Annotated in this window: 23 protein-coding genes and 1 pseudogene; 8 read left to right on the forward strand and 16 right to left on the reverse strand. The window is 34.0% G+C overall.

Annotated elements, in window-relative coordinates; translation table 11 throughout:
* Nucleotides 1-166 precede the first annotated feature (166 nt).
* The 8 genes and pseudogenes from NMY3_RS00165 to NMY3_RS00200 form a co-directional block, all read right to left on the reverse strand.
* Nucleotides 167-418 carry a hypothetical protein gene (locus NMY3_RS00165; protein WP_196816944.1) on the reverse strand — a complete coding sequence of 84 codons (252 nt, stop codon included), beginning with the start codon at nucleotides 416-418 and terminating at the stop codon, nucleotides 167-169.
* Entirely contained in the window at nucleotides 411-1,637 is a 1,227-nt protein-coding gene (locus NMY3_RS00170; protein ID WP_196816945.1) for a hypothetical protein, read from the reverse strand. Before NMY3_RS00170 ends, NMY3_RS00165 begins: the two co-directional genes overlap by 8 nt.
* Nucleotides 1,638-1,667: 30 nt before the next feature.
* Complete coding sequence (locus tag NMY3_RS00175) at nucleotides 1,668-1,892, reverse strand: helix-turn-helix domain-containing protein (RefSeq protein ID WP_196816946.1); 225 nt, start codon at nucleotides 1,890-1,892, stop codon at nucleotides 1,668-1,670.
* Between the two features lie 254 nt (nucleotides 1,893-2,146).
* Complete coding sequence (locus NMY3_RS00180) at nucleotides 2,147-3,595, reverse strand: MFS transporter (protein WP_231100431.1); 1,449 nt, start codon at nucleotides 3,593-3,595, stop codon at nucleotides 2,147-2,149.
* Between the two features lie 184 nt (nucleotides 3,596-3,779).
* Entirely contained in the window at nucleotides 3,780-4,328 is a 549-nt protein-coding gene (locus tag NMY3_RS00185; protein ID WP_196816948.1) for a MarR family winged helix-turn-helix transcriptional regulator, read from the reverse strand.
* 212 nt (nucleotides 4,329-4,540) lie between these two features.
* The gene (hflX, locus tag NMY3_RS00190) at nucleotides 4,541-5,665 is read right to left on the reverse strand and encodes a GTPase HflX (RefSeq protein WP_196816949.1); all 1,125 of its coding nucleotides are present in this window, start codon (nucleotides 5,663-5,665) and stop codon (nucleotides 4,541-4,543) included.
* A 384-nt stretch (nucleotides 5,666-6,049) separates the two neighbouring features.
* Nucleotides 6,050-6,307: a hypothetical protein gene (locus tag NMY3_RS00195; RefSeq protein ID WP_144732226.1), complete on the reverse strand. Its 258-nt coding sequence runs from the start codon at nucleotides 6,305-6,307 to the stop codon at nucleotides 6,050-6,052.
* 249 nt (nucleotides 6,308-6,556) lie between these two features.
* Nucleotides 6,557-7,450: pseudogene (locus NMY3_RS00200) on the reverse strand (IS5-like element ISThar1 family transposase).
* 230 nt (nucleotides 7,451-7,680) lie between these two features.
* Between NMY3_RS00200 and NMY3_RS00205 the strand changes: the two are divergent.
* On the forward strand, nucleotides 7,681-8,778 hold the full coding sequence (locus NMY3_RS00205; protein ID WP_196816951.1) for an MBL fold metallo-hydrolase: 1,098 nt from the start codon (nucleotides 7,681-7,683) through the stop codon (nucleotides 8,776-8,778).
* Between the two features lie 208 nt (nucleotides 8,779-8,986).
* Complete coding sequence (locus tag NMY3_RS00210) at nucleotides 8,987-9,574, forward strand: hypothetical protein (RefSeq protein WP_196816952.1); 588 nt, start codon at nucleotides 8,987-8,989, stop codon at nucleotides 9,572-9,574.
* A gap of 123 nt (nucleotides 9,575-9,697) precedes the next feature.
* On the opposite strand, the gene NMY3_RS00215 is transcribed toward NMY3_RS00210, so the two are convergent.
* The 3 genes from NMY3_RS00215 to NMY3_RS00225 form a co-directional block, all read right to left on the reverse strand.
* Nucleotides 9,698-9,955, reverse strand: coding sequence for a ChaB family protein (locus tag NMY3_RS00215; protein WP_196816953.1), 258 nt, complete (start codon nucleotides 9,953-9,955; stop codon nucleotides 9,698-9,700).
* A gap of 347 nt (nucleotides 9,956-10,302) precedes the next feature.
* Complete coding sequence (locus NMY3_RS00220) at nucleotides 10,303-10,449, reverse strand: DUF5320 domain-containing protein (RefSeq protein ID WP_196816954.1); 147 nt, start codon at nucleotides 10,447-10,449, stop codon at nucleotides 10,303-10,305.
* 759 nt (nucleotides 10,450-11,208) lie between these two features.
* Entirely contained in the window at nucleotides 11,209-11,643 is a 435-nt protein-coding gene (locus NMY3_RS00225) for a hypothetical protein (protein ID WP_196816955.1), read from the reverse strand.
* Between the two features lie 426 nt (nucleotides 11,644-12,069).
* Here NMY3_RS00225 and NMY3_RS00230 point away from each other — a divergent pair, with 426 nt between their 5' ends.
* The 4 genes from NMY3_RS00230 to NMY3_RS00245 all read left to right on the forward strand — a co-directional run bounded on the left by NMY3_RS00230 (nucleotide 12,070) and on the right by NMY3_RS00245 (nucleotide 16,195).
* A complete protein-coding gene (locus NMY3_RS00230; protein ID WP_196816956.1) occupies nucleotides 12,070-12,429 on the forward strand; it encodes a hypothetical protein in 360 nt (119 codons plus the stop codon).
* A gap of 336 nt (nucleotides 12,430-12,765) precedes the next feature.
* Nucleotides 12,766-13,590 carry an adenylate/guanylate cyclase domain-containing protein gene (locus tag NMY3_RS00235; RefSeq protein ID WP_196816957.1) on the forward strand — a complete coding sequence of 275 codons (825 nt, stop codon included), beginning with the start codon at nucleotides 12,766-12,768 and terminating at the stop codon, nucleotides 13,588-13,590.
* 275 nt (nucleotides 13,591-13,865) lie between these two features.
* Complete coding sequence (locus NMY3_RS00240; protein ID WP_196816958.1) at nucleotides 13,866-15,530, forward strand: PQQ-dependent sugar dehydrogenase; 1,665 nt, start codon at nucleotides 13,866-13,868, stop codon at nucleotides 15,528-15,530.
* Nucleotides 15,531-15,922: 392 nt separating this feature from the next.
* A complete protein-coding gene (locus tag NMY3_RS00245; RefSeq protein WP_196816959.1) occupies nucleotides 15,923-16,195 on the forward strand; it encodes a hypothetical protein in 273 nt (90 codons plus the stop codon).
* Between the two features lie 328 nt (nucleotides 16,196-16,523).
* Here NMY3_RS00245 and NMY3_RS00250 read toward each other — a convergent pair whose 3' ends face one another.
* Complete coding sequence (locus NMY3_RS00250) at nucleotides 16,524-17,117, reverse strand: CHRD domain-containing protein (protein ID WP_196816960.1); 594 nt, start codon at nucleotides 17,115-17,117, stop codon at nucleotides 16,524-16,526.
* Between the two features lie 380 nt (nucleotides 17,118-17,497).
* Between NMY3_RS00250 and NMY3_RS00255 the strand changes: the two genes are divergently transcribed.
* Entirely contained in the window at nucleotides 17,498-17,773 is a 276-nt protein-coding gene (locus NMY3_RS00255; RefSeq protein ID WP_196816961.1) for a hypothetical protein, read from the forward strand.
* Nucleotides 17,774-18,274: 501 nt separating this feature from the next.
* Nucleotides 18,275-18,619: a hypothetical protein gene (locus NMY3_RS00260; RefSeq protein WP_196816962.1), complete on the forward strand. Its 345-nt coding sequence runs from the start codon at nucleotides 18,275-18,277 to the stop codon at nucleotides 18,617-18,619.
* Between the two features lie 199 nt (nucleotides 18,620-18,818).
* Here NMY3_RS00260 and NMY3_RS00265 read toward each other — a convergent pair whose 3' ends face one another.
* The 4 genes from NMY3_RS00265 to NMY3_RS00280 form a co-directional block, all read right to left on the reverse strand.
* The gene (locus NMY3_RS00265; protein ID WP_231100151.1) at nucleotides 18,819-19,043 is read right to left on the reverse strand and encodes a hypothetical protein; all 225 of its coding nucleotides are present in this window, start codon (nucleotides 19,041-19,043) and stop codon (nucleotides 18,819-18,821) included.
* A gap of 356 nt (nucleotides 19,044-19,399) precedes the next feature.
* The gene (locus NMY3_RS00270) at nucleotides 19,400-20,878 is read right to left on the reverse strand and encodes a multicopper oxidase family protein (protein WP_320410456.1); all 1,479 of its coding nucleotides are present in this window, start codon (nucleotides 20,876-20,878) and stop codon (nucleotides 19,400-19,402) included.
* A 381-nt stretch (nucleotides 20,879-21,259) separates the two neighbouring features.
* Complete coding sequence (locus NMY3_RS00275; RefSeq protein WP_196816965.1) at nucleotides 21,260-21,820, reverse strand: PDC sensor domain-containing protein; 561 nt, start codon at nucleotides 21,818-21,820, stop codon at nucleotides 21,260-21,262.
* Between the two features lie 584 nt (nucleotides 21,821-22,404).
* A complete protein-coding gene (locus NMY3_RS00280) occupies nucleotides 22,405-22,659 on the reverse strand; it encodes a hypothetical protein (protein ID WP_196816966.1) in 255 nt (84 codons plus the stop codon).
* Nucleotides 22,660-22,975 lie beyond the last annotated feature (316 nt).

Consider the following 22,975-nt stretch of genomic DNA (forward strand, 5'->3'; position numbering starts at 1 on the left):
TATTATTCATAGATTTATTCTTTGAAAAAACTAGTTATCTCGATTGCATTTATTATTATCGTGTCTCTTAATCGTTATCTTCATACCTGCTCGGAGGTAATATCGAAATTAAACGTTCAATGAAAGTAGTTTTGTATCCGCATATGGCGTTTTATGTTTTATGTGATTAGTCGATTTTATACGATGTGACATGAGATTGCAATTGAGATTTAGAATCGATGTTCTGCAAGCTTCTTACTATATTAATGAGTACATTCCAAGCTTCATTTTTGGAAGTTGTTCCGATATTATTATATCCAATACTACTAGCTGAATTTCTGCCTTGAGATGAGATATTAGTTAGAAAGCTGATATTTTGAAATGAAACTAATAGCTGACTCATGTTTATGATATCATCATTTGTTACACCATTATTCATAAGATACAACAAAGAAGGAACCACGAGGCTTTGTTTGTAAATTTGATTTGTATTGTGGAGCTTCAGATTCTAACTTTTCCCGTGTTGTCGTCAGTTCTTTTATTTTAGTTTCAAAGCCTAGTTTAAAGTCATCCTGATTCTCAACATCAGTTAGAAATTTTGTAACGGCATCCCATACTGGTATATCATTGGCTAATGCGATTTCAATAATCATGGAGTGCAGTTGTTTAAGACTTTTAGAATTAAACCCCATCACGTCGAGTTCCCAATATGTTTTCATAGTTATCCTAGATACATCAAGCTGAGAATTTAATGATGCAATCTGTTTGAGCAAGCTTTGTAATATGGGAGCATTTAGATCTATATCATTTTGAATGTGTTCTCTATCTTTTCTTAATGATTGATTTTGTTTGTATACTTTCAGGATATCGACAATATTGTAATTGTAAGTCTTAAAGTCATTAATAATTGATGAAAAAAATGGGATTTCTTCATCTAGGTTCATGTTATGGTTCTCAGACAAATCTTGTTTTGAGAAATGATACCACCGCAAATGAGATAAAATGGTTTTGTTTTTGCTATTTATTTCTCTAAGATCGTTGTTTTGAGTTGATTTTTTGTTTTCTAAAACGGATATTTCAATTTCCAGGGAGTTCCTGTACTGCTCACGTTCTTTGCATTCTAGTTTGATTTGATTGATATAGTAAGAAACTTGCGAAATAAATGGGATTTCGATGGATACACCAGCTGATCCATTGGTCTGTTTTGTTGACGCATTACCTTTAATCTCAAGGTTTTGTAGAATATCATTATCATATTCTCCATTTGGTGCCCTTGTAGAATTAATCGTGTTAATAGATTTATTCTCACTATCGGTGGACAAAGAAAGATCAGAGTTTTTGTTAATACCAGAGGTAAATTTATACTCAAGAGAAGGATAGAAATCAAACAGATCTTTGATAAATCCTATAAATTCGAATGGCTTGATATTATACTTTTTACAGTTGTTATATATGTTTTCAATAAAATGGTGAATATCATTTTTTGCTATTGTGTCATTATTTCTTCTTTTTTTCGCTAATGCTTGGTATGATGATCTAAATAAACCACAACCATTTTTTCCTCTGTCCAGGCCAATTGTTTCGTTTCTTATCACTTCCAAAAGATTTTGTTCGGATGCATGATGATCCAATTCTTCAAACTCATCATTAATACCCAATTCCCTTAAAATTTGAGCAATTCTAAACCCCTAAGCACATTCTTGAATTGTCAATCCTGATTTGTTTACAGTGATTGCAAATTCTCTTATTTCATCAACTCCAATGCTCCCGAGGTTATCCTTCCAACGTTTAACCAGATTGTATACGGTGCCTTTGGATAGATTAGTTTCTTTGACTATTTGATCAAGGGTTTTGCCATTGAGATATTTTTGGATGATAGTGGAATTGCTAAACTGTGTAATTTTAGTAGTCAATAATAACTATAAAACTCCAGCCTTATAAGAAAAAGTCATCTTTTGGTCAATATTTTAGTCAAAATGGTCACGAAAATAGTCAATATATTTGTGTTTAAAATAGGCTTTAGATAATATCAAAGATTAAAGTCCTTAGTCAAAACATATTCAAATAGTTATTTTGATGACAAAGAGGTAGGCAGTATATAGGTAGCCCAGTCTAAATCATATTGATGTAATAATGTTGAAAAAAGATCGAATCCTAAGATTACGATCTATTGTAAGTAGGGTTTAGCATGTATTTTTTTGCTTAGGATTATAGACATGCTTATTGCAGCTACTGAAAACACCAGGGCGCTAAGAAATATCAGGTCAAAAGAAAACGAGGAAGGTAGTGATTTAGTAATTCCCTGTATGTTAATTAGCGACTGGTTTGTTTGCATATACATTGCAGCCAAAGCTGGTCCAATTGACGACCCCACAATTCTCAACATTGTACTAATCCCCATCGTTACACCCGTAAATTCAACAGGTGTTGATAGAATGGTGACGTTTACTGCCCCCACGGAAGCAAGGGAGAGGCCAGTCGATAATATTGCCAAGCCTATAGAGATTGAGATCTCTGTTGAATGAAACAAATACAAAATGGAAAACCCGGTCGCTGTAAGAATAGTACCTATAATCATTGGCTTTATCGATCCCAGTTTTGAAATGATAAATCCAGAAGTAGGTCCAAATATTAAGAGGACTATTGCGAAAGGCAGTTGGATTTTACCGGTATTGATGGCATTTTCACCAAATCCTATGGGTTCTGGGCTTTGTACTAGTATAGGAATAGTCTGAAAAACCATAAACATCGACAAACCTACTATCATAATGATCATATTTGAAAGCAAGATTGGTGGTCTCAAGAAAATTCTAAAATCAATTAAAGGATATTCGATTCGCCTCTCCAAACGAACAAAAAAGAATAATGATGTCGCTCCAATTACTAAAAATGGCGCGATTTGTTCCAAAGAAGAGTAAGGACTAGCAGTAGCAATACCAGAAAGATTTGATGTATTTTGATCTGGCGATGTTTGCAAGTATGTTAAGGAGAGCAGAAAAGAAACAATAGTAATTGCTAGTAAAATTGATCCTTTAATGTCTATTTGAGAATAAATCATTTGTTTTTTCTTTGGAATTATATTTGTAGAATTTTTCAGTAAATTTGTGTGTTTGTCTTGTTTTTCGTCCTTTTGTTCAAGATTATTGTTATCAGAGACATTAACATATTTTCGTATCATTAGCAGCAATAGTATTGAAAGAGGAATTATCGTAAAAAATGTCATCTTCCATCCAAATTCATGAATAATCAAGCCACCGACTGATAATCCAATGACTGAGCCTGCTGCAAACATTGAAGTAATGATTCCGGTTGTGATGGAAATTCTTTCCCTTGGAAACTGATCTCGAATAATGCTAAATGCTATAGGAAACATTCCTAGCCCAATGCCCTGAATTGTTCTTGCTATTATCATAGTGAGAAAATCGTTCGCAAATCCGCCTAAACAAACCCCGACAGTGTAAATGGCCATGATAATTAGCAAAACTTTTTTTCTGCCATAGATGTCAGACAGTTTGCCCGCTATAGGGGTCATAACAGCCCCTGCTATCAAATACGATGTCAAAATCCAAGATGATGACCCATATGAGACATCAAAATCATTGATTAGGGTAGGAATGGCAGGTATCAACATCGTTTCTGCATACATAACCATTGTTGCAAGACAACTAAGAATGACTAGTACTTTCCACGGCTGTGATACTGTGAGTAGACTTTTGTAATCAAAAGACGACCCCTTTATTCTTTTAGATGTCATTTTCTTTAACCTCCCAGTTTTTTATTGTTTAATCCTTTTACCAATTTCATGTGCTAGTTTTTGTGGATGCAAGTCGTTTCTCAATAATAATGTTCGATGTAGGCTGACTGATCAATTCCCGTTTTTGTTTGATTTCTTCTGAGCAATTCAAATTGAATTTATCTTGCAAATTAAGCCACATTTGTTCCAAAGTATTTTTTGTTGTGGAAATATCCTCGTCAGAAATTTGACCTAGACATATTTTTTTTATTTCAGACACACATTCTATAGTATCATCAAGAAATCCGTGTGCCTTTTCGGTTAACAAAATGCGATTAATTCTTCGATCCCTAGGGTCGAGATTTCTGATTACTACTGCATCCTTTTCCAATTTATCGATTATTGGAATAAGGGTCGGTCCTTCCAAAGCTAATTTATCAGCAATTTCCCTCTGAGTTAATCCAGTAGCATTATTTGCAAGTATTATTAGCACCTTCCATTGCCCAAAGGTAATACCAAATTTCTTACGCAATTCTTGGTCTATCACATAAACTAACGATTTACCCATCCTATTGATAATAAAACCAATGCTATTTTGAAAATCATATTTAATCATATATTATACACTAATAAGTAGTATACTAATCAATAGTATTTAAATGATTAGTTGAGAGGTATACTTTAGTCAAAGCAATTGAATCCATATCTATACCATTCTATTCTATAAGAAATCAAAGCAAAGATGGTATTATAACAGATATTGCGTCGATATGGGGTCATCGTTGTCAGAAAATAATTTGTGATACGGTTTAGCTAACATTAGATCTATTACGAAGGAGCGAGTTTTGAGTGTTCATCCTTTACGTGGGCCTTTTTCGACGCTATCAAATTTCTCAGCTTATGAATCCCATATCCTGATTTTGATGAAATGGCAATTTTGTCGATTGAATCGTCCATGTATTTCATTATTTCTTGTATTTTATCTGATTTGGTAGTCTCTACTTTGGTTAAAACTATGTGTAATTTTGACTTGTCGATTTTGAGTTCTTCAAGAACATTCCAACAACTAGAATATTTTTTACCAATATCCTCTAAATTCTCTGAACAATCAATCAAAAAGAAGATCAAATCGGCTTCTAGTGATTCTTCTAATGTGGATTTGAAAGCGTCTATCATGTAATGTGGAAGTCTGCTGATAAAACCTACTGTATCCACAACCAAGACATCTACGTCACCCTTATTGTCAATATTACTAGAATTGTCAAGTGATCTGGTGGTGGTTGAAAGTGTTGTGAACAGATTAGCAGATGTTTCTTTATTTTCTTTTGTAAGTAGATTGAAAAGAGTTGTTTTTCCTGAACTTGTATATCCAACAAGGGAAACGATGAACATTCCTTTTCGTAGTCTTTGCTTGCGATATTCGTGACGCTTGAGATTTGCATCTTTTAATTTTTCTTTCACAAACCCCATCTGTCGTTTTAAATCACGGAATTGAACATCTACGATATATTCACCCATTCCTCCTTTTCCTACTCTCTCATTACTTTTACTCATGAGCTTCGCGTTTTCTCTTACACGAGGCATCTTGTATTGAATCTCAGCTAATTGGATTTGCAGTTTGGATTCATTCGTTGTAGCCCGAGAATAGAAAATATCAAGAATCAATCTTTCTCTATCAATTATTGGAATTTCTATGAGTTCTTCTAAATTAAATATCTGTTTTGCACCTAAATGTTCATCAACAAATATTTTTTCTATATTACCCGCTTGTGAAACAAATTGTTTTATTTCTTCAGCTTTGCCAAACCCCATACCATATTTAGCGCGGTTTAGGTACTTTTGAGTAAAAACCTTTACTACCTTATATTCTGGCATTGATTCAACCAAACTTTTAGCCTCTTCTATGGCAAAATCTTCAGGATAAGTAACTAGTATTATATTGGCTTGATGCAAATTAATGACTTTTCCATATGATTACACGGTTCATATTTGTTATACATGTGTATTGGATAAATATATTTTGAAAGTCTAACAGATGTCTTAAACTCTAGAGCAAATAAGAACAAAATGAGAATTTCTTGTTACTTCCCTTTTGGTCATCAGGATTCAAGACTGATCAATTCATTTTATCAAAGTATTGATATGATTCATTAATTAGAAAGAACCTAGTCCAAAATAGAAAAGGGTTAGAATCAATGAGGTTTTACAAGTCACTAGTTTAAAAGTCAGTATTATACCTTATTTCAGAATAAGAACATAAATGGTTTATGTATGAACTAGAATATCATAACATTATTTGAACTTAAATGAAAATAGTAGAAGAAATTGGTTATCCCATTAGACACCTATTTCTGCTGCTAACTTTAACATCTTCTTACCCTCTTTTGTTAGTTTGTTGTAGGTTCTGTTCTTTACAATGTTTCTTTCTACCAACCCCCTCTCTGAGGCTTTAAGCAATAACTTGTGTCCATAGCCGTATGCACCAAGTTTTTTCAACAAGTCTCTAGTAGAATATTCGTTCTCACCAATAGATTTGATCAATTTTACCAAAGCTCGTTCTTCTATCATTATTTTGATTAGGTTTGCATCTCGCATATCAGTAATGACACAGATTGGCTATTTATTAGTTACCTTTTGATGGCAACAAATATCTCCTTTGGAGACGATCATAGAACCATTAAGGTCTACTATTCACAACATAATACACTAATCTCATTAAAGGATACCCATGGATTTGGATATTTTGTATCATATTTTCAATACATAGAAAGGCTAGCAATGATCAGTTTTTAATTGCTTTGTTGCATAATTCCTTATTCTCCGGTTATCATCATGATCATCATGTTATATTCTTCTAAAAATGTTATACAATGATACTTTTATCATGATCTCCTTTACCATGTTTTGAAACCTGTTTGCTGATGTGTATTCACCAAACATTCTCTTTATAGCTGAGACCACAGTTTCAGATATCCATCTCTGTCCGTATTTTCTTTTTGTCTTCCATTTCAACAGATCCTTTGCTTGTAACTTTACTTCGTTGTTCCTTAACCTATTGTTTTTAGGAGAAACAATAGAGTTCCTTCTTACCTTTATACCTGGATTGATCTTTTTGTCCTCAAGATACACAAAGTTTGGATTTGAATCATAGGCTCCATCAGCTAGTACCGATTTTATCTTTACAGTGTTTGGTTCTCTCGAATCCAAAACATGATTGACTAGTTTCTTTAGCATTTTCCCATCATGTACCTTCTCATCTGTCACTTCCAAAGCAATGATTTTCCTGGTCTTTATGTCTACAGCAACGTGGATCTTGAGATATCCTTTTCTATTTTGTGTATTCCATTTCTCATCCATCTACTGACCTCTGTTAGTAATCTTGATACCTGTACTGTCTATTGATATTATTAGGTCATCATCGTCATCCATCTTGTCTCTTTTAATATCGATGTTTAGCTTGTTGATTCGTTTACAGATGTGACCATAACTTGGTGGATTAGCAGGTAACCTTTTTCCTGTGGCCTTAATTATACCTTGGGTTTGTCTGTATGGTAGGTGAAATAAATAGCGAATGTAACCAATGGCCAAGATGAAAGAATCTGGAAATACAAATGGTTTACCCTTTTTGTTTATATTCATATTCTCTATCTCTGAACCCCAACCATCAAGGAAATCATACGAGAAGAGGATCTCACCGCGTTGAACTAATGAGCGATTGTAAGAGGGCCAGTCTATCACAAATAATCAATCTGTTCATTCCAGCTAAATATGTTGAGTTAGGCGACAAAGCAGTTTTTAATTACAGACATATTTTTACACTGAATGGTAATTCAAATTAAAATCAAACGAAGATTTAATTAGATTAATACCGACAATATTGACTCGGTTTAGAGGGGTCCTGTTCTCTTAATCCTTATCCCCTAAGTAATTAAAAAGCCTTTATACTCCATGAAATAATAATAAGTGGAATGATATCAAAATTTTTAGAGAAAAATCTACCCGTATTCTCTTTTATAGCAATATTAAGTGCGTTAATCCTATTAATCTCCAATTCACTGGTTCCCAATCAAGCCCTAGCAATCACATTGGAGGAACAAGAGGGAGTTCCAAATTTGGTTCTAGTTTCGACGTCAACCAATAGTCAACAAGACCCAAACAATTCAACTTCCGTTAATGCTACTCAAATACCAGAAAATGCCAAGGGACCTACTATACCTTCCAAGGGTTACTTAGTCGAGGAAATACGCGACGGTCTTTATTGGGTTACTGATGGAGTTTATAATACAATGTTTCTTGTGAGTGATGATGGCGTAATCGCTGTTGATGCACCGCCATCCCTGGATGAAAATTACATCAAGGCAATTAGAGAAGTGACAGACAAACCAATAAAATATGTGATTTATAGTCATTCTCATATCGACCATATCGGGGCTGCTGGAAACATATATCCAGACAACGTCACTATTGTAGCTCAAGAAGAAACAGCCAAATTATTAAAAATTGCAAATGATTCGAATCGACCAATCCCTACCGTCACCTTCAAGGACAATTATAATCTGACCCTGGGTAATCAAACTCTAGAGCTTGACTATAAGGGTGTCAATCATGAACCTGGTAATACATACATTTATGCTCCAAATCAAAAGACGTTGATGTTTGTAGACGTCATCTTTCCAGGTTGGGTTCCATTCAAGGATTTGGCTATAACCAAGAATGTATCTGGTTTTGTACAGGCTCATGACATAGTATCAAGTTACGATTTTGATACGCTTGTGGGTGGTCACCTCACCAGGTTAGGCACTATGGAAGATGTGAAAATTCAAAAGGAATTCATCACGGATTTGATCAATGCTTCAAAGACAGCAAATAGCAAAATTAACTTTATGGACTTTGTTTCAAAATATGGACTCACAAATCCATGGCTTACATTTTCTGAATACGCTGATGCAGTAACTGATGAATGCACTAATACAATGTTAGCAAAATGGAAAGATCGATTAGGAGGAGCAGAACAATTTACAGAGAGTCATTGTTGGATAATGACTGAAAGTCAGAGAGTTGATTGATTGATTAGCATAATTATATTCATTCATCAATCAATTCCTTTTAATATTGAAAAACATATATAATTTTTTAATAAATATCAAGAAATTGAGAATCATTTAAATTTGGATTTTCTTTATCCATGAAATTACTCTTAATTATTAGATGGTATTTGAAAGAGTATTTGAATCATATTACTTGAATAAACGCAATATGTGGTATTCGTATCATATGAAAAAGATGTATCATGATATGATTGATTCTTACCTCATTACCAAACATCATATAAGCAGGGTCTTTGCAATCTACCATATGAACTCTTTTTCCAAACTTACATTAACTATCTTGGTAATGTTATTGATTCTTAATTACGCCAAATTTCCAAATTTCGTCTTTTCCCAAAATAATAAAATCAACGTTAATCCCATTGTTAACAGTACATGGATAAGTAAACGTGATAACCTCAACATAACAATGTCATTAACTCCTCCAATGCCAATAATTGATCAGACGACAAAAATCAACTTTGAAGTAAAAAAATTGGATAACCAAAGTTTTCTCAACAATGCTAGTGCAAAGATAACAATAACCGATCAAGATGGAAGACTATATAAATTTGAAAATAAATTTTTTCCAATAATAAATGGAAAAGTTTCTATGGATTATCTTTTCCCTGTCGAAGGAGAACATGAAGTCATCTTACGGTTATACAATAATTCTATGCCATTTACTGTAAGCTCATTTAATATAATAATACCACAATCGATCCCCAAGGATAATAATTTAATATCCAACCTTTTTGGCAATCTGTTCCACTAGGTTGTTTAACTTTATTACAAACCAAGTTCACATCGGAACGAGATTTTGGGTATCATGTTTAGACGATCCGTCTGAGTTGATCAAAAATCATAAAAGAAATTCATAAAGAAGCCATGTAGGCGTCTATTTCTTAACCCATTCATCACCTTTTTTCTTGTATTCTTTCTTCACAGCAGCCCAAGCTACTTTGTGAGCCACTTCTTCCACATCCTCCTTTGCACCACCTCTCCTCTTTTTGGGGTTTTCATATTGTTTCAGGGCGCTAGCATGTGCTTCTTTAAAAATATGCTGAGCGTGTTCAGGCAGCTGATCTATTCTTTTCTCTGTTGCATCAGATAATTCGACGGCGTCCACTTTTTTCTTTTTGTCTTTTTCAGGCATTTCATTTACACCTTAACCATATTTTCCATGAAATTTCATGGTGATTAAGTCTTGTTCCATTTAGCACTGATCATCTGTACCTCCCTTTTCAAACCATAATTCGCAATTTTTCATGCAAGAGAGTACGCAACATACATTAAATACTAATTACTTTACCCATTTATTTAGTAAAAATTAGAATACATGAATAAAAAATCAAAGTTTGTAAAAAAAGAAATGTTTATCAAATAAGCATATCACAACAATAGACAATTTAGGTGGCTTGATCTGTATAGCCTTTGGCTAAAATAGTAACGCTTTACCATTTTAATAGGATCAGCCAACGTAAAAGAAACATAAAATAGAGATTAATTTACCTCTAATTCTTTTATTCTCTCCTCTACTCCTTGAACCTCTCTTTTCAAATCTTGATGATACGCCTTCAATAGTTGAATTTTCTCTTCTTTGGTTAGAAAACTTCTTGTATAGCTTGATCCATAGCAACCGTAACCCATTATTTCACCCCCCTATCCATTCCATCGGACATACGATACATTAAGAATAGGTCGTATTTATATATATCGTATGTCCAATATCATTTTCTGATTTACTGAATTAACTGAAGGCAGGAGTAAAGATCCGAAGGACGATAACGCCTTCGACTCCTTTCTCTCAAAAAGCAGCAATAAGGCACGGCACTATATGGTTACAAATGGGATAAAGAAGGAAAAACCATCATAAAAGCGGCTAGTTCTACTTCCTTACAATATTCGGTGATTTGATCAGAGCAAAATGATAGACTGAAAAACCACAATATTAAACACCTGTACAAACATGCAATTTTACAAATGGGATCAAGATCGGAATTTCAATTTATTAACCATTTTGGCAAGTAGAACTTGGTCGAACAAAGTAGCATTAAAAACTATGGGTAGAATCAATTAGAAGAGTGATACTCACCATGATATCAAAACAAGCCATAAATGATTATAGTTTTATTTATTAACTCCTATGGAGATAGCTATCAAATTCTTGTTAGACAATTGTCAATCGAGTCAGACAAGAAATTATGGTTACTATGAAAATGTTCTTCTATATTATTACAATTAAGACAACTCCAAGTAATGACTTCTTCGCATGAAGAATTGGATACATTCAGGCATATTTGATACGGTTCCAAAATCGATCCGCATTTTTTACGAGAATCTATATTGTGCATTTTCTATCTCCTTTGTTTTCGGTCAACGTTTTCTAAAAAATAAAAAGACTTGGACCTATCCTTGTGCTAATGCGTTACTTCCTGTGTTTTCTTGACTTTGGACGTTAATGTTGTTACCAGAACCGATTGTGTCTCCACCAGATACTACTTGGCTGTTTTGGCTAGAAGATTGAGATTGGCTGATACTTTGTTCTGCAGAGTTTCCACCCTGTCCACCTTGTGCTAATGCATTGTTTCCACTATTCTTTTGGTGTTGGAAGCTGACATTGTTGCATGAGAGAAAGGTTGTTACGCCTGATACACATTGTGCATTTTGGTTTGATGATTGTGATTGGTCTATGGACTGTTTTGCTTTATTTTTCTTGTTGTGTGTGGCTAAAGCATCATCTACATTGAGCATTGGACTGACAAATAGGGCTAATGCTACCACTATTGCAATGGATGCGACAAAGAGTTTGTTGTTTTTGTAGTGAATATTTGTTTTATTCATACCCGTCATACAATAGAAAAAATATAATGGATTTGCTAACTGATTGCAATAAACTAATATTCTAGCAGTTTTAGAATCAGATAATCGGTTTAAAAAATTAGAAAAAATCCGGTAGGAATTTGAGAAAAAGATTAGAAAATATATCAACTAAAGAGTAAAGACTAGACTTGGAAATTTCATCTAAACTCATTATATCACTAAAATTTGATACTGATAAATAAGTTCAACCAAATTGAAGTTTCATTATTAACTACATCTCATCACAATATAAATGGTCGCACAATATAGAAGATCATTTACATATGAAATTATGAATTTTGAATGGCTTTTAAACAAATAAGGTAAAATTCGGATAATACCCATTCAAAATTGTATATAATTATATATTTATGATATGTTTAATACGAGCCATTTATCTATATAGCCATGGATTATGATCAGATTTGTAAGAAAGTTTTAGACATCGATCCAAAAGTTCGTTTTGCAGGCATTTGTGATGAAACCGGTGAAACAAAGTATGGCGGCATGAGAGATGGGAAACCAAGTCTACTTTCGCCTCAAGAATCACAAAAATCTAATTTACAAGCACTGGGTAGATGGGGACTGAGAAAAACGCTAACTAGTAAAACAGGAAGGGGAATATATGCAATGACAGAATATGAAAAATTAAAACGAATAACCATTCCGTTGGATGATGATGATCATCTCCTGGTGGTGACTACCGAAGTTGATGCGGATCACGGAAATATCATTAGTAAAACTCTCAAATTAGTTAGCCAGGAATAAAAAGAAACAATCTATTTTTTTGGATCCTAGGCAGATCCATTTTAGATCATTGATATAAATTCGATTCAAGGTCTTATCAAAAACAAGACGGTACCTATAATCGATACATCCTAGCGATTGAACCACAATCTTTTTATTAATATAATAAAGACTTCCATTACCGCACTTTACTTTTATAAGGACTAAGAAGCTGAGAATGGTCAAACGTGAAGGAATATGTTTGTTATATGAGTCGACATCGACTTCATGCAGCAAACGATTTCAGGTGTAAGAAAGTTATGCAGAATACAAGTTGGTCTATAAATCTTTTTAAAGCATGATTTTAGAATTTACTCTTTGAAGGGAGAGAATACGGACTCGGATAAGCATATAGATAAAGATAAGCTAGATGATGAAGACAGAAGGGTTCTAGAAGACATTATTTACAAAAAGACTAACGAGAATGAAAAGGAAACAGAAATTTTTGATCTGAAGACTTTGGTCAATTTGAGACAAGATCGATTATGGGGGGCAATAAAAGAAAGATATCGATACAACACATCTATTAAAAGAGGCCAAGACTATTTGCTAAGACATGTAGATTCTAAAGTATCATTAGTAGTTATGTATGCTGACTTGGTCGGCTCCACTAAGATGAGCATGACCTTGCCGGTAGAAAAATTAGTGACGGTTGTAAGGGCGTTTTCCCATGAAATGTCCTCAGCCATAGAGAGCCTTAATGGATATGTTCTAAAATATGCAGGTGACGCGGTTATCGCTTTTTTTCCTTCCGGATTCAACAAATATCTAACATGTGATAACGCATTCAGATGTGCTGAGTCCATGATTAATATCCTTAAGGATGGTATCAATCCTATCCTAAGTAAACATGATTACCCGAGTCTTTCCGTAAAAATTGGTATCGACGAGGGAGAAAACATAGTATTCCAATACGGTTATGATAGGAGTTCTCAGGTTGATATTTTGGGATACACAATGAATGTAACTTCGAAAATTACATCTATTACATCACCCAACGAAATATCTGTTGGAGAAAATGTTTATAAGTTACTACATCCACAGATTCAAACGAATTTTAAGCAAGTCAATTTTGATAATAGCGATTGGAAATATATTGACATAAAAACAGGGGATCCGTACAAGGTGTATACTTTAAAGTAATCGGCCATCAAACTAGTATCAACCCTGTTTGATCTTATTCCAATACTTATGCTGATTATGTTTTTTTACCACTTTGATTATCGTCGCCTTTATTATATTATAAAGCAATTTCATTTATACACTTGTACTAATTAGTTCTATGATTTGCTGTACTATATGACAATAATGTTTAATACCTATTTTTTGAAATTGCAGAACTTGCTAATAAAACTTATTCAAATTGGGATAAAAATACTGATCGGTAAACTTTAATCTACTATAAATAGAGATACACTATGTATAAAACTAAACTTTTATTTTCCTTTTTTATTTCATCAGTTATATTACTTTCCTTAGCAATCATTCCATACAGCGTCCATTTATCCTTTGGCGCTTACGCAAAAGCACCTGTGGCTCCTCGTGGACCTACTATTAAAGATGACAATCTCGTTGTTGAAAAAATTACTGACGGTTTAGACTTTCCCACTAGTATGGCATTTTTAGGACCCAACGATATATTAGTAACCGAGAAAGTAACAGGAAAAGTCATGAGGGTACTGGGTGGTCAAATACAAAACGAGCCGGTCCTGGATGTACCTGTGGCTAATTCCATTGAACGTGGTCTACTGGGTATTGCCGTATCTAAACAAGTTGATGGAAAAACGTATGTTTTCTTGTCTTATACGGAATCTGGAAATGGAGTAGATGGTAGTGATTTTACGGATCAGACAGATCCATTGGGGAATAGACTATATCGTTATGAATTTGTTGATGGTCGATTAATAAATCCTGTTCTCTTGTTAGATTTAACCGCTATTCCCGATAATGGTAGAGGTGAACACAATGGAGGTAAGATCTTGATAGGGCCAGATAATAACATTTACTATGTAATTGGGGAGGTCGGTGGTCACAGAACACAGGCTCAAAATATAGTGGACGGTCCAGCACCTAATGGTCTTGGAGGTATTCTAAGAATTACACAGGACGGCAATGTAGTAGATGATGGTTCCATATTTGGCAAAGGATTGCCACTGAATGTTTACTATGCCATGGGTATTAGGAATAGCTTTGGTATGGATTTTGATCCGTTGACTGGAAACCTATGGGACACAGAAAATGGACCTACTGCTGGCGATGAAATCAATTTGGTATTTCCGGGGTTTAATAGCGGTTGGTCATTAATTCAAGGATTTTCAAAGAATGATTTTCTTGGTACGGGTACAACCTCGGATGATCTGGTATATTTTGGCAAAGGATCATATGCTGAACCTAAGTTCGACTGGGTAAATCCAATCGGGATCACTGCATTAAAATTCTTAAATTCTGCTAAGTTAGGACAAGAATATCAAAATAATATGTTTGTGGGTGATATTAACAACGGTCTTTTATATCGTTTTATCCTTAATCAGGCTAGAGATGGCATACTCATAAACGATACTTCCTTAGGAAATATCAAATCATTAGCAGATTATGAGGTTAATGATCCTAAGGAAAATCAACCCGTAGTTTTTGGACAAGGCTTTGGCGGGATAACCGATATTCAGGTAGGTCCGGATGGATATCTATATGTATTAAGCTATACGGGATCATTGTTTAGAATTCTTCCGTCTTCAGACGGCTTGGCTGGAGAAGAGAGTCAACTCGCGGATAAGACAGGAACTAACGATACCCAGAATGATAACTCTGTACCCGTATCCATTGTAGGAATAAATGGATATAATTCTTATTCACCAAATCCTGTAAAAATACAAAAAGGTCAAACTGTAACTTGGTATAATGGGGATGCTATTTCCCATACTGTTACATCTGGTATAGATGGTGACACGGATGCGGGAAAGATGTTTGATTCGGATGCAATAATACCAAATCAGCACTATAGTATAACTTTTGATAATACTGGGGACTATCAGTATTATTGCATTTATCATCCATCTATGGTAGGTGAAATTATGGTGGAATGATTAATTGTGTATAAGATATAATAACATGTTTACAGCCAGACATGATATTTCTAAAACATCTTAGCAAAAAAAGGCAGAGTCTATATCTTAATTATTCCAAATTGAATGAAGTATATATACACACAAAATAAGGTAAATCTGTTTGTCAAAATATTTATTATCAGTAGTAAGCACATCTGTTCTACTCACAAGTTTACTTCTCATTCCATATATTAGTAATATTCAAGCATTGCCTGTCCGGGATGGTAAATAAATGAGTTTTTTTAATGCATCGAACGTCATATACGAGGGGAATGGTGAAAAATTATTGAACAATAAAATATATCATTGATACCCTATTTGTAACAGAACAAAAGTATGTCGAGAACGGATTATTAAATGGTGTCGAAAATGTGACCAATACTCAGACATATTTAAACACACATATATCAGATGATATACTCCTGGGAAAAGGAAATGGAACTATTGAAACTATGGATGGACAAAATATCACCTGGATTTCTTCAGACATTGGAAGACAGATTGATGATAAATGGGTATTTAACGGCATAACTCTGTTCAATAATACTCAAGGAGATTCTTTGTCGATTTTAAATAACAGTATCGCTTTAACAAAAAGTCAGTCAGGTCCCATTCTTGCAGACTATATGTGGCTCTTAGAATAGATTGATGGGAAAACGGTATTGCCGTACTAAAATAATTCTCTTAATTATTTTTTCTTTATTTTTTACTAACATACCTAATGGGTTATGTAATGTTGGATCTAGGACGTTTTGGATAGATTGAGAAAATCTTTATTTCGTGAAATAGCGTAACTAACTCTATTATTTTTGTAGGATCTGATTTTGTATTAGTTTAATAGAATCCTAATACCACTACCACAAGAAACCTAATCCTTGGATATGAATAAATTGAACAATGTATCTAAAGTATCTACAAATCCTTTTTCTAATTTTTGGAAGAAAAAATTTGTTATTATGAAACTACTACAAGTTATTGTTTTGCAATTTGACCACGAATTTCGTCATCCAAACCAAACAGGCTTAGAGAGTCAGGATGATAGGCATAAACTTGTACATAGGCACTACCATTATTAAAAAGATTGACTAAATCTGTTATATTTTTGCTATCTGCTAATGGTCCAAATTCAAAGGTTTGTGGAAAAACTGTTCCATTGAAGAAGAGTTTGGTCCTTTCATTTTCTGAATCGGCAGATGTACAACAAATTTCTGAAGGTAGGGACGTAGTTGTTTGATACAAAGTAGTCACAGCAGGTCCATTTTCGTTCTTTTGGCCCAAGTGAACTTCAACTTTTCCCACGTCACTATTTAGATTTGTGAGATTTATTTCGTAATATACCTCATTATTGTTGTAGTAATGATCATTGGTGATAAATTTAACAATACCAGTTGCATTTGTGTTTACGGGAGGTATGTTGTTCACACCAGCTAAGTTTGCTACATACGATTGATTTTGTTGTGTCGGTTGCAATAGCTTTGATTCAAACGATACAACTGTTCCAGTTAGCTGGATAATAAAATACAATGATGCGATTATCGTAATTGATAATATTAGTGCGGCACACATATTCCAACGTAAGAAGCATTAGGTTAATTATTAAATATTTACTAATAATGTAGATGCATGGGCTCTTATTTGTAGACACGTTACTTAAATGACTTGGCGGACTTTTGGATAATTGTTGATTTATCATCAAGACATGATGATGGATTATTTGCTCCAGGGTTTCTCCTGACCATGGTCGTGTAAATCTTTGAAAAAATCCAACTATCAAGAGGACCTCAATCCTAATGGATGCATTCTCATCAGTTTTTGATAGAGGGCCATCTATTTTTACTTCATCACAAGTTGCTGAAATAAATCACAAATGAATAGTTAAGGAAATGACATACCTCATAAATTAATATGTCTAGTATGCGAATTTATATTAAGGAATTTTTAGAAAAATGAATTCTAATCATATAAAGCGAATTGATTTCACTAAATCAGTAGAATATGACGATAAGGAAGATGTTTATTATGTGAAATCAGTTACTACAGGAGAGAAATATAAAATTAATAAATTAAAAGATAATAACCATTGGTTTTGCACATGTAAAGGATATTTATATTCGGCTGGAAACCCCAAGAAATGCAAACACACTCAAAGGATTAGAGTTATTGATCAGTTGTACAAAAAATACGCTGATAAGATTACAAACATGGAATTAGAAGATAGGTAATTTGCCTACAGTAATGTGAACAGTATGGATATCTAGCAATTTTTTTAATAGAGAAATTCTACATTGATTGCGCGACTACCCCTTGCAAAAGATCTATAGTTGATTCATGCTTTAGATAAGCATAGTTTTTTTTTTGTTAGATTATCTTTAATATTGAATTGAATTTCCACGGATGAATCCAACACGAGACGAAATATATTACCTCTTAAAAGACAAGGACATTTTAGATTAATCGTCTGTCTGTTTTTTTATCTGATCCATAATGCATCAAAAAGTGTAACAGAGGAAAAGACCTTTAGAGTATTAAAAGTCAAAACATAACAGAATAATTACAAACCTGTCAAAAATATAATAAATCTCAAAAAATTAAATAGACATATCAACAGTATAATTGATATAGACTAACATGATAGGACACTTTTGTTCTAAGTATAAAGAAAAGTTAGAGCGATATAGATTAATTCGTCTCAGAAATACAAATTTTTACAGAGGTGAATTTTATTGACGTCATATAGTGATAGTAAGAAGAGTGAAGACAATATAGCAGAGAATGACCCTATTAGAAATATTCCTATACTTCCTACATTGACAAGCATCTTATTAGAAATAATACAAACTCAAGATATTTTTCATATGGGGTTTCAACCTGAATTCAGTGAATGCGATATTAGTGTATACGAATTCAGAAACTATCTTGATATAAGAAGGGAAGTTTTGCAAAAGTTGATCGGTTACCAATTTCCTCATGGACAGATACACTTTTTCCTTTTGAATATAGACAAACAATCAGAAGAAATAGATAATAATATCAAATATTTTGGAATTCCTCACTGTTGGTCGCACTAACTATAATGAAGTTTCTTTCCAAATTTGAATTTAATAAAGGACAACTTTTTAAATTAGAATTTAATCAGATACACCAATAATACTGCCTATATCACTTTCACCATTAGAATAGATTTATCAAACGTACTTGTTTTTTACACCTGATTCTCAAAACAAGCATATTATATGTAGTAACAGAAACCTAAAAATTCCACTATTACTATGGGACTTGGGTGGTATTGGTATTAGTTGTTTGATTTGATCCTGACGTTATTGTGGCTGTTTCTTCTTCAGCAATGTAAACATCTTCATATGCATTCCCTGTAGGTTCATCTATACCCGACAATATGGTAGCATTTGTATCTACTGGATAGAATATTGAACCATATAGAATTCCTGTAAATATTAGCACGATGCCATACAATTTAATCTTGACTCGTCTCATAAACTCCAATTATGATGGATGCTTATATTTTTGATGGCATGATTCAAGGTTTTTCGGTCTAATCTCCTAATAACTTCTATAGTCTTACCAAATTTCATGGATTGATATATGTCTTTACCAGATTTAAGTAATTTACTGTGAAGAAATAATATACTTTCCATAACTAATGAGATAAGGCATATTATCCCAACCTGCAATAACACATTTTCAAATAGAAGATTTGAATGACAATACAGCAATGCGAGGCAGTAACAAGTTGAATTCCTCAGACTGAACCAACTAGTTTGCCTTCCAGTGTTGCATTGAGAAATATTGATTCTTGCTGTATACTTTCAACATAAGTTCGAGTCACTTCATCACTCCTGTGGTGTGAATGGATCGACCACCTCAACGATGCCCATCATACCGGTATCCTCATGTGGAAGAATGTGACAGTGAAAGACGAATTTTCCAACAAAATCTGTGAATGGGATACGAACCACCACCTCACCACCCTGTGGAAGCACTACTGTATCCTGCAAGCCATGTGCATTATATGGTTGGCCATTCACTGACATCACCTGAAAGTCATTGACATGAATGTGGAATGTATGATCTTCATTATCGCTATTTTTAAGTGTCCACTCCTCCACGTCTCCAAGTTTCACTATATAGTCGACCCGGTTATGATCAAAAACTTTGCCGTTTATCTGGTTAGTTCCCACGTCGCCAAATCGGGTTGCTGTTTGGTTGTCTGGGGAGCCATTGAAGACTAGCGTACGTTGAGTCTGGATCTGAGCATCTCCTAGGTCATGTCTTGGTACTAAACTCGAAGGAGTGACCTCTGTTGTCTGAGCTCCATCTTTGCCTTGTACGTTTACCGTTGCTAGGGTTACCTCAGAGGTAGGAGAGAATCCCGAGCGGTTGTATGGGAGCGATTTAAGAGGATAAGTTCCATTTTCTCCACCAGTAACCAGTACTTCAAATCTCTTGCCAGCGGGAAGCACAAGGTTTTTTCCATCCCAGACTTCCCAAACAGGGTTACCGTCTTCTGCGATTATATGGAAGGTGTGACCGGGCAATGTTATATTGTAAAATGTTGCAGGATCAATATTTGCAAATTGCCATAGCTGAGTCTCCCCAGATGAAATATTTATAACAGGATTAATTTGACCATTGACGGTAAAATAATTTGCCCACTTATATATTGGATTAGTTGAACTTCCGTTCAGGCTCCATGGAAAAGCCTTCAAGACAAACGTCTGCTGAGTGATATTGTTCAAAGCACTAGGTAGTAAGTCTTCTAAGCCCTCGATTTTGATCAAACCCGACATCCCGCCACCCACTTGAGTAGTAGCGAGACCGTGGAGGTGCGGGTGATACCAAAAAGTTCCTGTGGGATGATTGATCGGGATGTCAAGCACGTACTTTGCAGTTTCTCCGGGTTCCACGACACGAAAGATATTGTCTGAGCTACCGGTCGGTGACACATGCAGACCATGAAAATGTATATTAGTTTGATCTACCTCGTTAACAAGGTTTACCACCAGTCGTTCACCAGGTTTGATGTGTAAAGTTGGTCCCATTAGCGATCCATTATAAACCAGCGCTGTGACTGATTCGTTTCCAACCAAACCCTGCTTCTCTTCAATGATGAGTGAAACTTCCAATATTCCTTGCTTATTGCTGTACATGTCTGAAGGCTTTGAGAAATTCATACCCTTAAGAGGTGACGACTCATCCTGACCAAGAGCAATTTGGTTAGCAGTAATCATATATGTCAACGATGTCATAAACATAGTAACAAATAGGTAAGTCGAGTTACAGTGTAATAGTCTCTTGTCTCTAAATCTCATATTTAGCTACTGATCGAACTAGATATATATGAACATTCTTAGGAGTTGATTTTTGACCTAGATATTTATTCGGAGATCAAATATTTTTTTCACTAATTGGACCTAAATCCGCTTATCGATCCCACTTTCAACATTACCAAAAATAATAATCTAGATCAAAAATAAATAGGGTTTGGAAGAGACTTTAGTTACTAACCATAAGCAAGATAAATTGGCTCCCAAATTGACCAATTGGAGAACCAGGTTTGATGACTTAGAAAGCACGCATTAAACCTGAACTCTATTACTTTTTCTCGAACTATTCAATCTTAGATGAAGTTGTTTGAGTATAGATATTATGTTATAAATTTGAGTAACCTCAATATTAGAAGCATGATCGATTCACTTCAACGTTTTTGCTGCAACTGATGCAACTATTACACCTTCAAAGGAAGTCATATTATTATTGGTTTGTGATTGTGATTCTAACAATCCTGTTTGATTAATTTTGAGAATTGGAAATGAAATAAACATTCTAGGCACATTATCATTAGGGTCTATAACCTTACTGATGTATGGAATTTTACTCTGTTTTGGAATCTGGAAATACTCCCTGTAACTCAAGTCGATATCTCTGTAGTTCGCATTTTGGCCCTTTTCAATTCCGGTGAAAGTTTTCAATCTTCCAGTGCTATCCAAGTAATAATAACCATCTGTCAGATTACTTGTGGACTCTAGTCCAAAATTTAACAAGGTTTGAATTTTAGAAATGTTTCCTTCCATTGTTGAAGGGGAATTAGCAATTATTAATAAATTGGACGTTATAGCAGAAATTGCATTTGTTAAACTATTGTAAATACTATAGGCTTCTATCTCGGCGTTTGTTTGCAATTCATTTATAGCAAGTTCTTGAATTTGATTCGCTGTTTGAGTAAAATAGTTGTAAGAAAATATAGCCAACATGATTGAAGATGCAAACTATAGGTAAAATGATAGCACTCTTATTATATTCCAATAATCGCAATATTTTAACAAAGTTTATTATGTTTTATTTATAATTGGTCTATTAAATTCGTACATACCGGTACCTCAGACGTATAATAACAGCAAGGATAGAAATAATCCAGATGGTCATCTTAATAGATTAATTTCCAAGTACAGCAAAAAGTAAAATGATAGTTAGAATTCCAAATATGATAGCTATTGCTAATTGTGACTTTCATATTTGATAGAAGATTATAAAGCTAGAATGTAAAATTGAGAGTATGTGTGTTACGATTGACCGCACATAAACGAGATAATTACAAAGAGAATAAGACAGTTGTTGGATGAGTTGATGAAGAAGTTTACTTTGCTCAGAAATCATCAAATCATGAAAGTAGTTTTTTATAGAAATTATAAAATTCATCTCTAACTGACAATCGTATCTAAAAATTGTGGTCCTGGATGAGGTTGAGCAGATTTTATAATCGCATATTAACTTGATGGTCTTTAAAACTGATTACTCTATAAGTATTACTTCTTGAATTCAGAAAGGTCATTAAATCTTAATATCTCATCAAATCCACAACTAATTTCAATTTTGATATCTCGTCTTTCAAAACCGAAATTTCATTGTTATCCTTTGTATATTTTAATAATCTTTCACAGGCTTGAATCTGACCCAGCATCAATTCACCTCTATTTAGACAAAGACTATGAGCAGAGTCAAGAAAATGATATGAAACACTTTTTCCTCTTTCAATACCGCCACAGGTTTTTGCTTCCACTAGATATGGTATTTCATTTTTAACTATGTTCATTGTTATTAGTATAACAACCTCACTAATAAGGTACTAGTACATAGTAATGATGTATATGTCAATCGAATTAGAATAATATGATATTCATTTTAAAGAATAGGGCCCGAAATAACAAATTTATGGCAATATAGGATCAGCGGTTCTGTGCTTGTTAATCAGTATTATGGACCAAAGATGAAGATTTAATATCAAATAAGATAAGGCCGGTTTTAGATTCACGACACAAAGAACGGATAGGCTGATACTCCTTGGTTCATGAAATTGTTTCAAGCCGCCTATGAAGTGAGGTGATCCATGTTCACATATGATAGAATAC

Origin of the sequence: Candidatus Nitrosocosmicus oleophilus (genome assembly GCF_000802205.1) — an archaeon.
Classification (GTDB): domain Archaea; phylum Thermoproteota; class Nitrososphaeria; order Nitrososphaerales; family Nitrososphaeraceae; genus Nitrosocosmicus; species Nitrosocosmicus oleophilus.

Excerpts from the sequence above, each read along its gene's own strand:
- NMY3_RS00275 (WP_196816965.1), bottom strand. The coding sequence starts at position 21,820 with ATGTTGGCTATATTTTCTTACAACTATTTTACTCAAACAGCGAATCAA.
- NMY3_RS00240 (WP_196816958.1), top strand. The coding sequence starts at position 13,866 with ATGTATAAAACTAAACTTTTATTTTCCTTTTTTATTTCATCAGTTATA.
- NMY3_RS00250 (WP_196816960.1), bottom strand. The coding sequence starts at position 17,117 with ATGTGTGCCGCACTAATATTATCAATTACGATAATCGCATCATTGTAT.
- NMY3_RS00230 (WP_196816956.1), top strand. The coding sequence starts at position 12,070 with ATGGATTATGATCAGATTTGTAAGAAAGTTTTAGACATCGATCCAAAA.
- NMY3_RS00270 (WP_320410456.1), bottom strand. The coding sequence starts at position 20,878 with ATGAGATTTAGAGACAAGAGACTATTACACTGTAACTCGACTTACCTA.
- NMY3_RS00225 (WP_196816955.1), bottom strand. The coding sequence starts at position 11,643 with ATGAATAAAACAAATATTCACTACAAAAACAACAAACTCTTTGTCGCA.
- NMY3_RS00195 (WP_144732226.1), bottom strand. The coding sequence starts at position 6,307 with ATGCGAGATGCAAACCTAATCAAAATAATGATAGAAGAACGAGCTTTG.
- NMY3_RS00210 (WP_196816952.1), top strand. The coding sequence starts at position 8,987 with ATGAAAAAGATGTATCATGATATGATTGATTCTTACCTCATTACCAAA.
- NMY3_RS00280 (WP_196816966.1), bottom strand. The coding sequence starts at position 22,659 with ATGAACATAGTTAAAAATGAAATACCATATCTAGTGGAAGCAAAAACC.
- NMY3_RS00215 (WP_196816953.1), bottom strand. The coding sequence starts at position 9,955 with ATGCCTGAAAAAGACAAAAAGAAAAAAGTGGACGCCGTCGAATTATCT.
- NMY3_RS00255 (WP_196816961.1), top strand. The coding sequence starts at position 17,498 with ATGAATTCTAATCATATAAAGCGAATTGATTTCACTAAATCAGTAGAA.
- NMY3_RS00265 (WP_231100151.1), bottom strand. The coding sequence starts at position 19,043 with ATGAGACGAGTCAAGATTAAATTGTATGGCATCGTGCTAATATTTACA.
- NMY3_RS00205 (WP_196816951.1), top strand. The coding sequence starts at position 7,681 with ATGATATCAAAATTTTTAGAGAAAAATCTACCCGTATTCTCTTTTATA.
- NMY3_RS00220 (WP_196816954.1), bottom strand. The coding sequence starts at position 10,449 with ATGGGTTACGGTTGCTATGGATCAAGCTATACAAGAAGTTTTCTAACC.
- NMY3_RS00165 (WP_196816944.1), bottom strand. The coding sequence starts at position 418 with ATGAATAATGGTGTAACAAATGATGATATCATAAACATGAGTCAGCTA.
- NMY3_RS00185 (WP_196816948.1), bottom strand. The coding sequence starts at position 4,328 with ATGATTAAATATGATTTTCAAAATAGCATTGGTTTTATTATCAATAGG.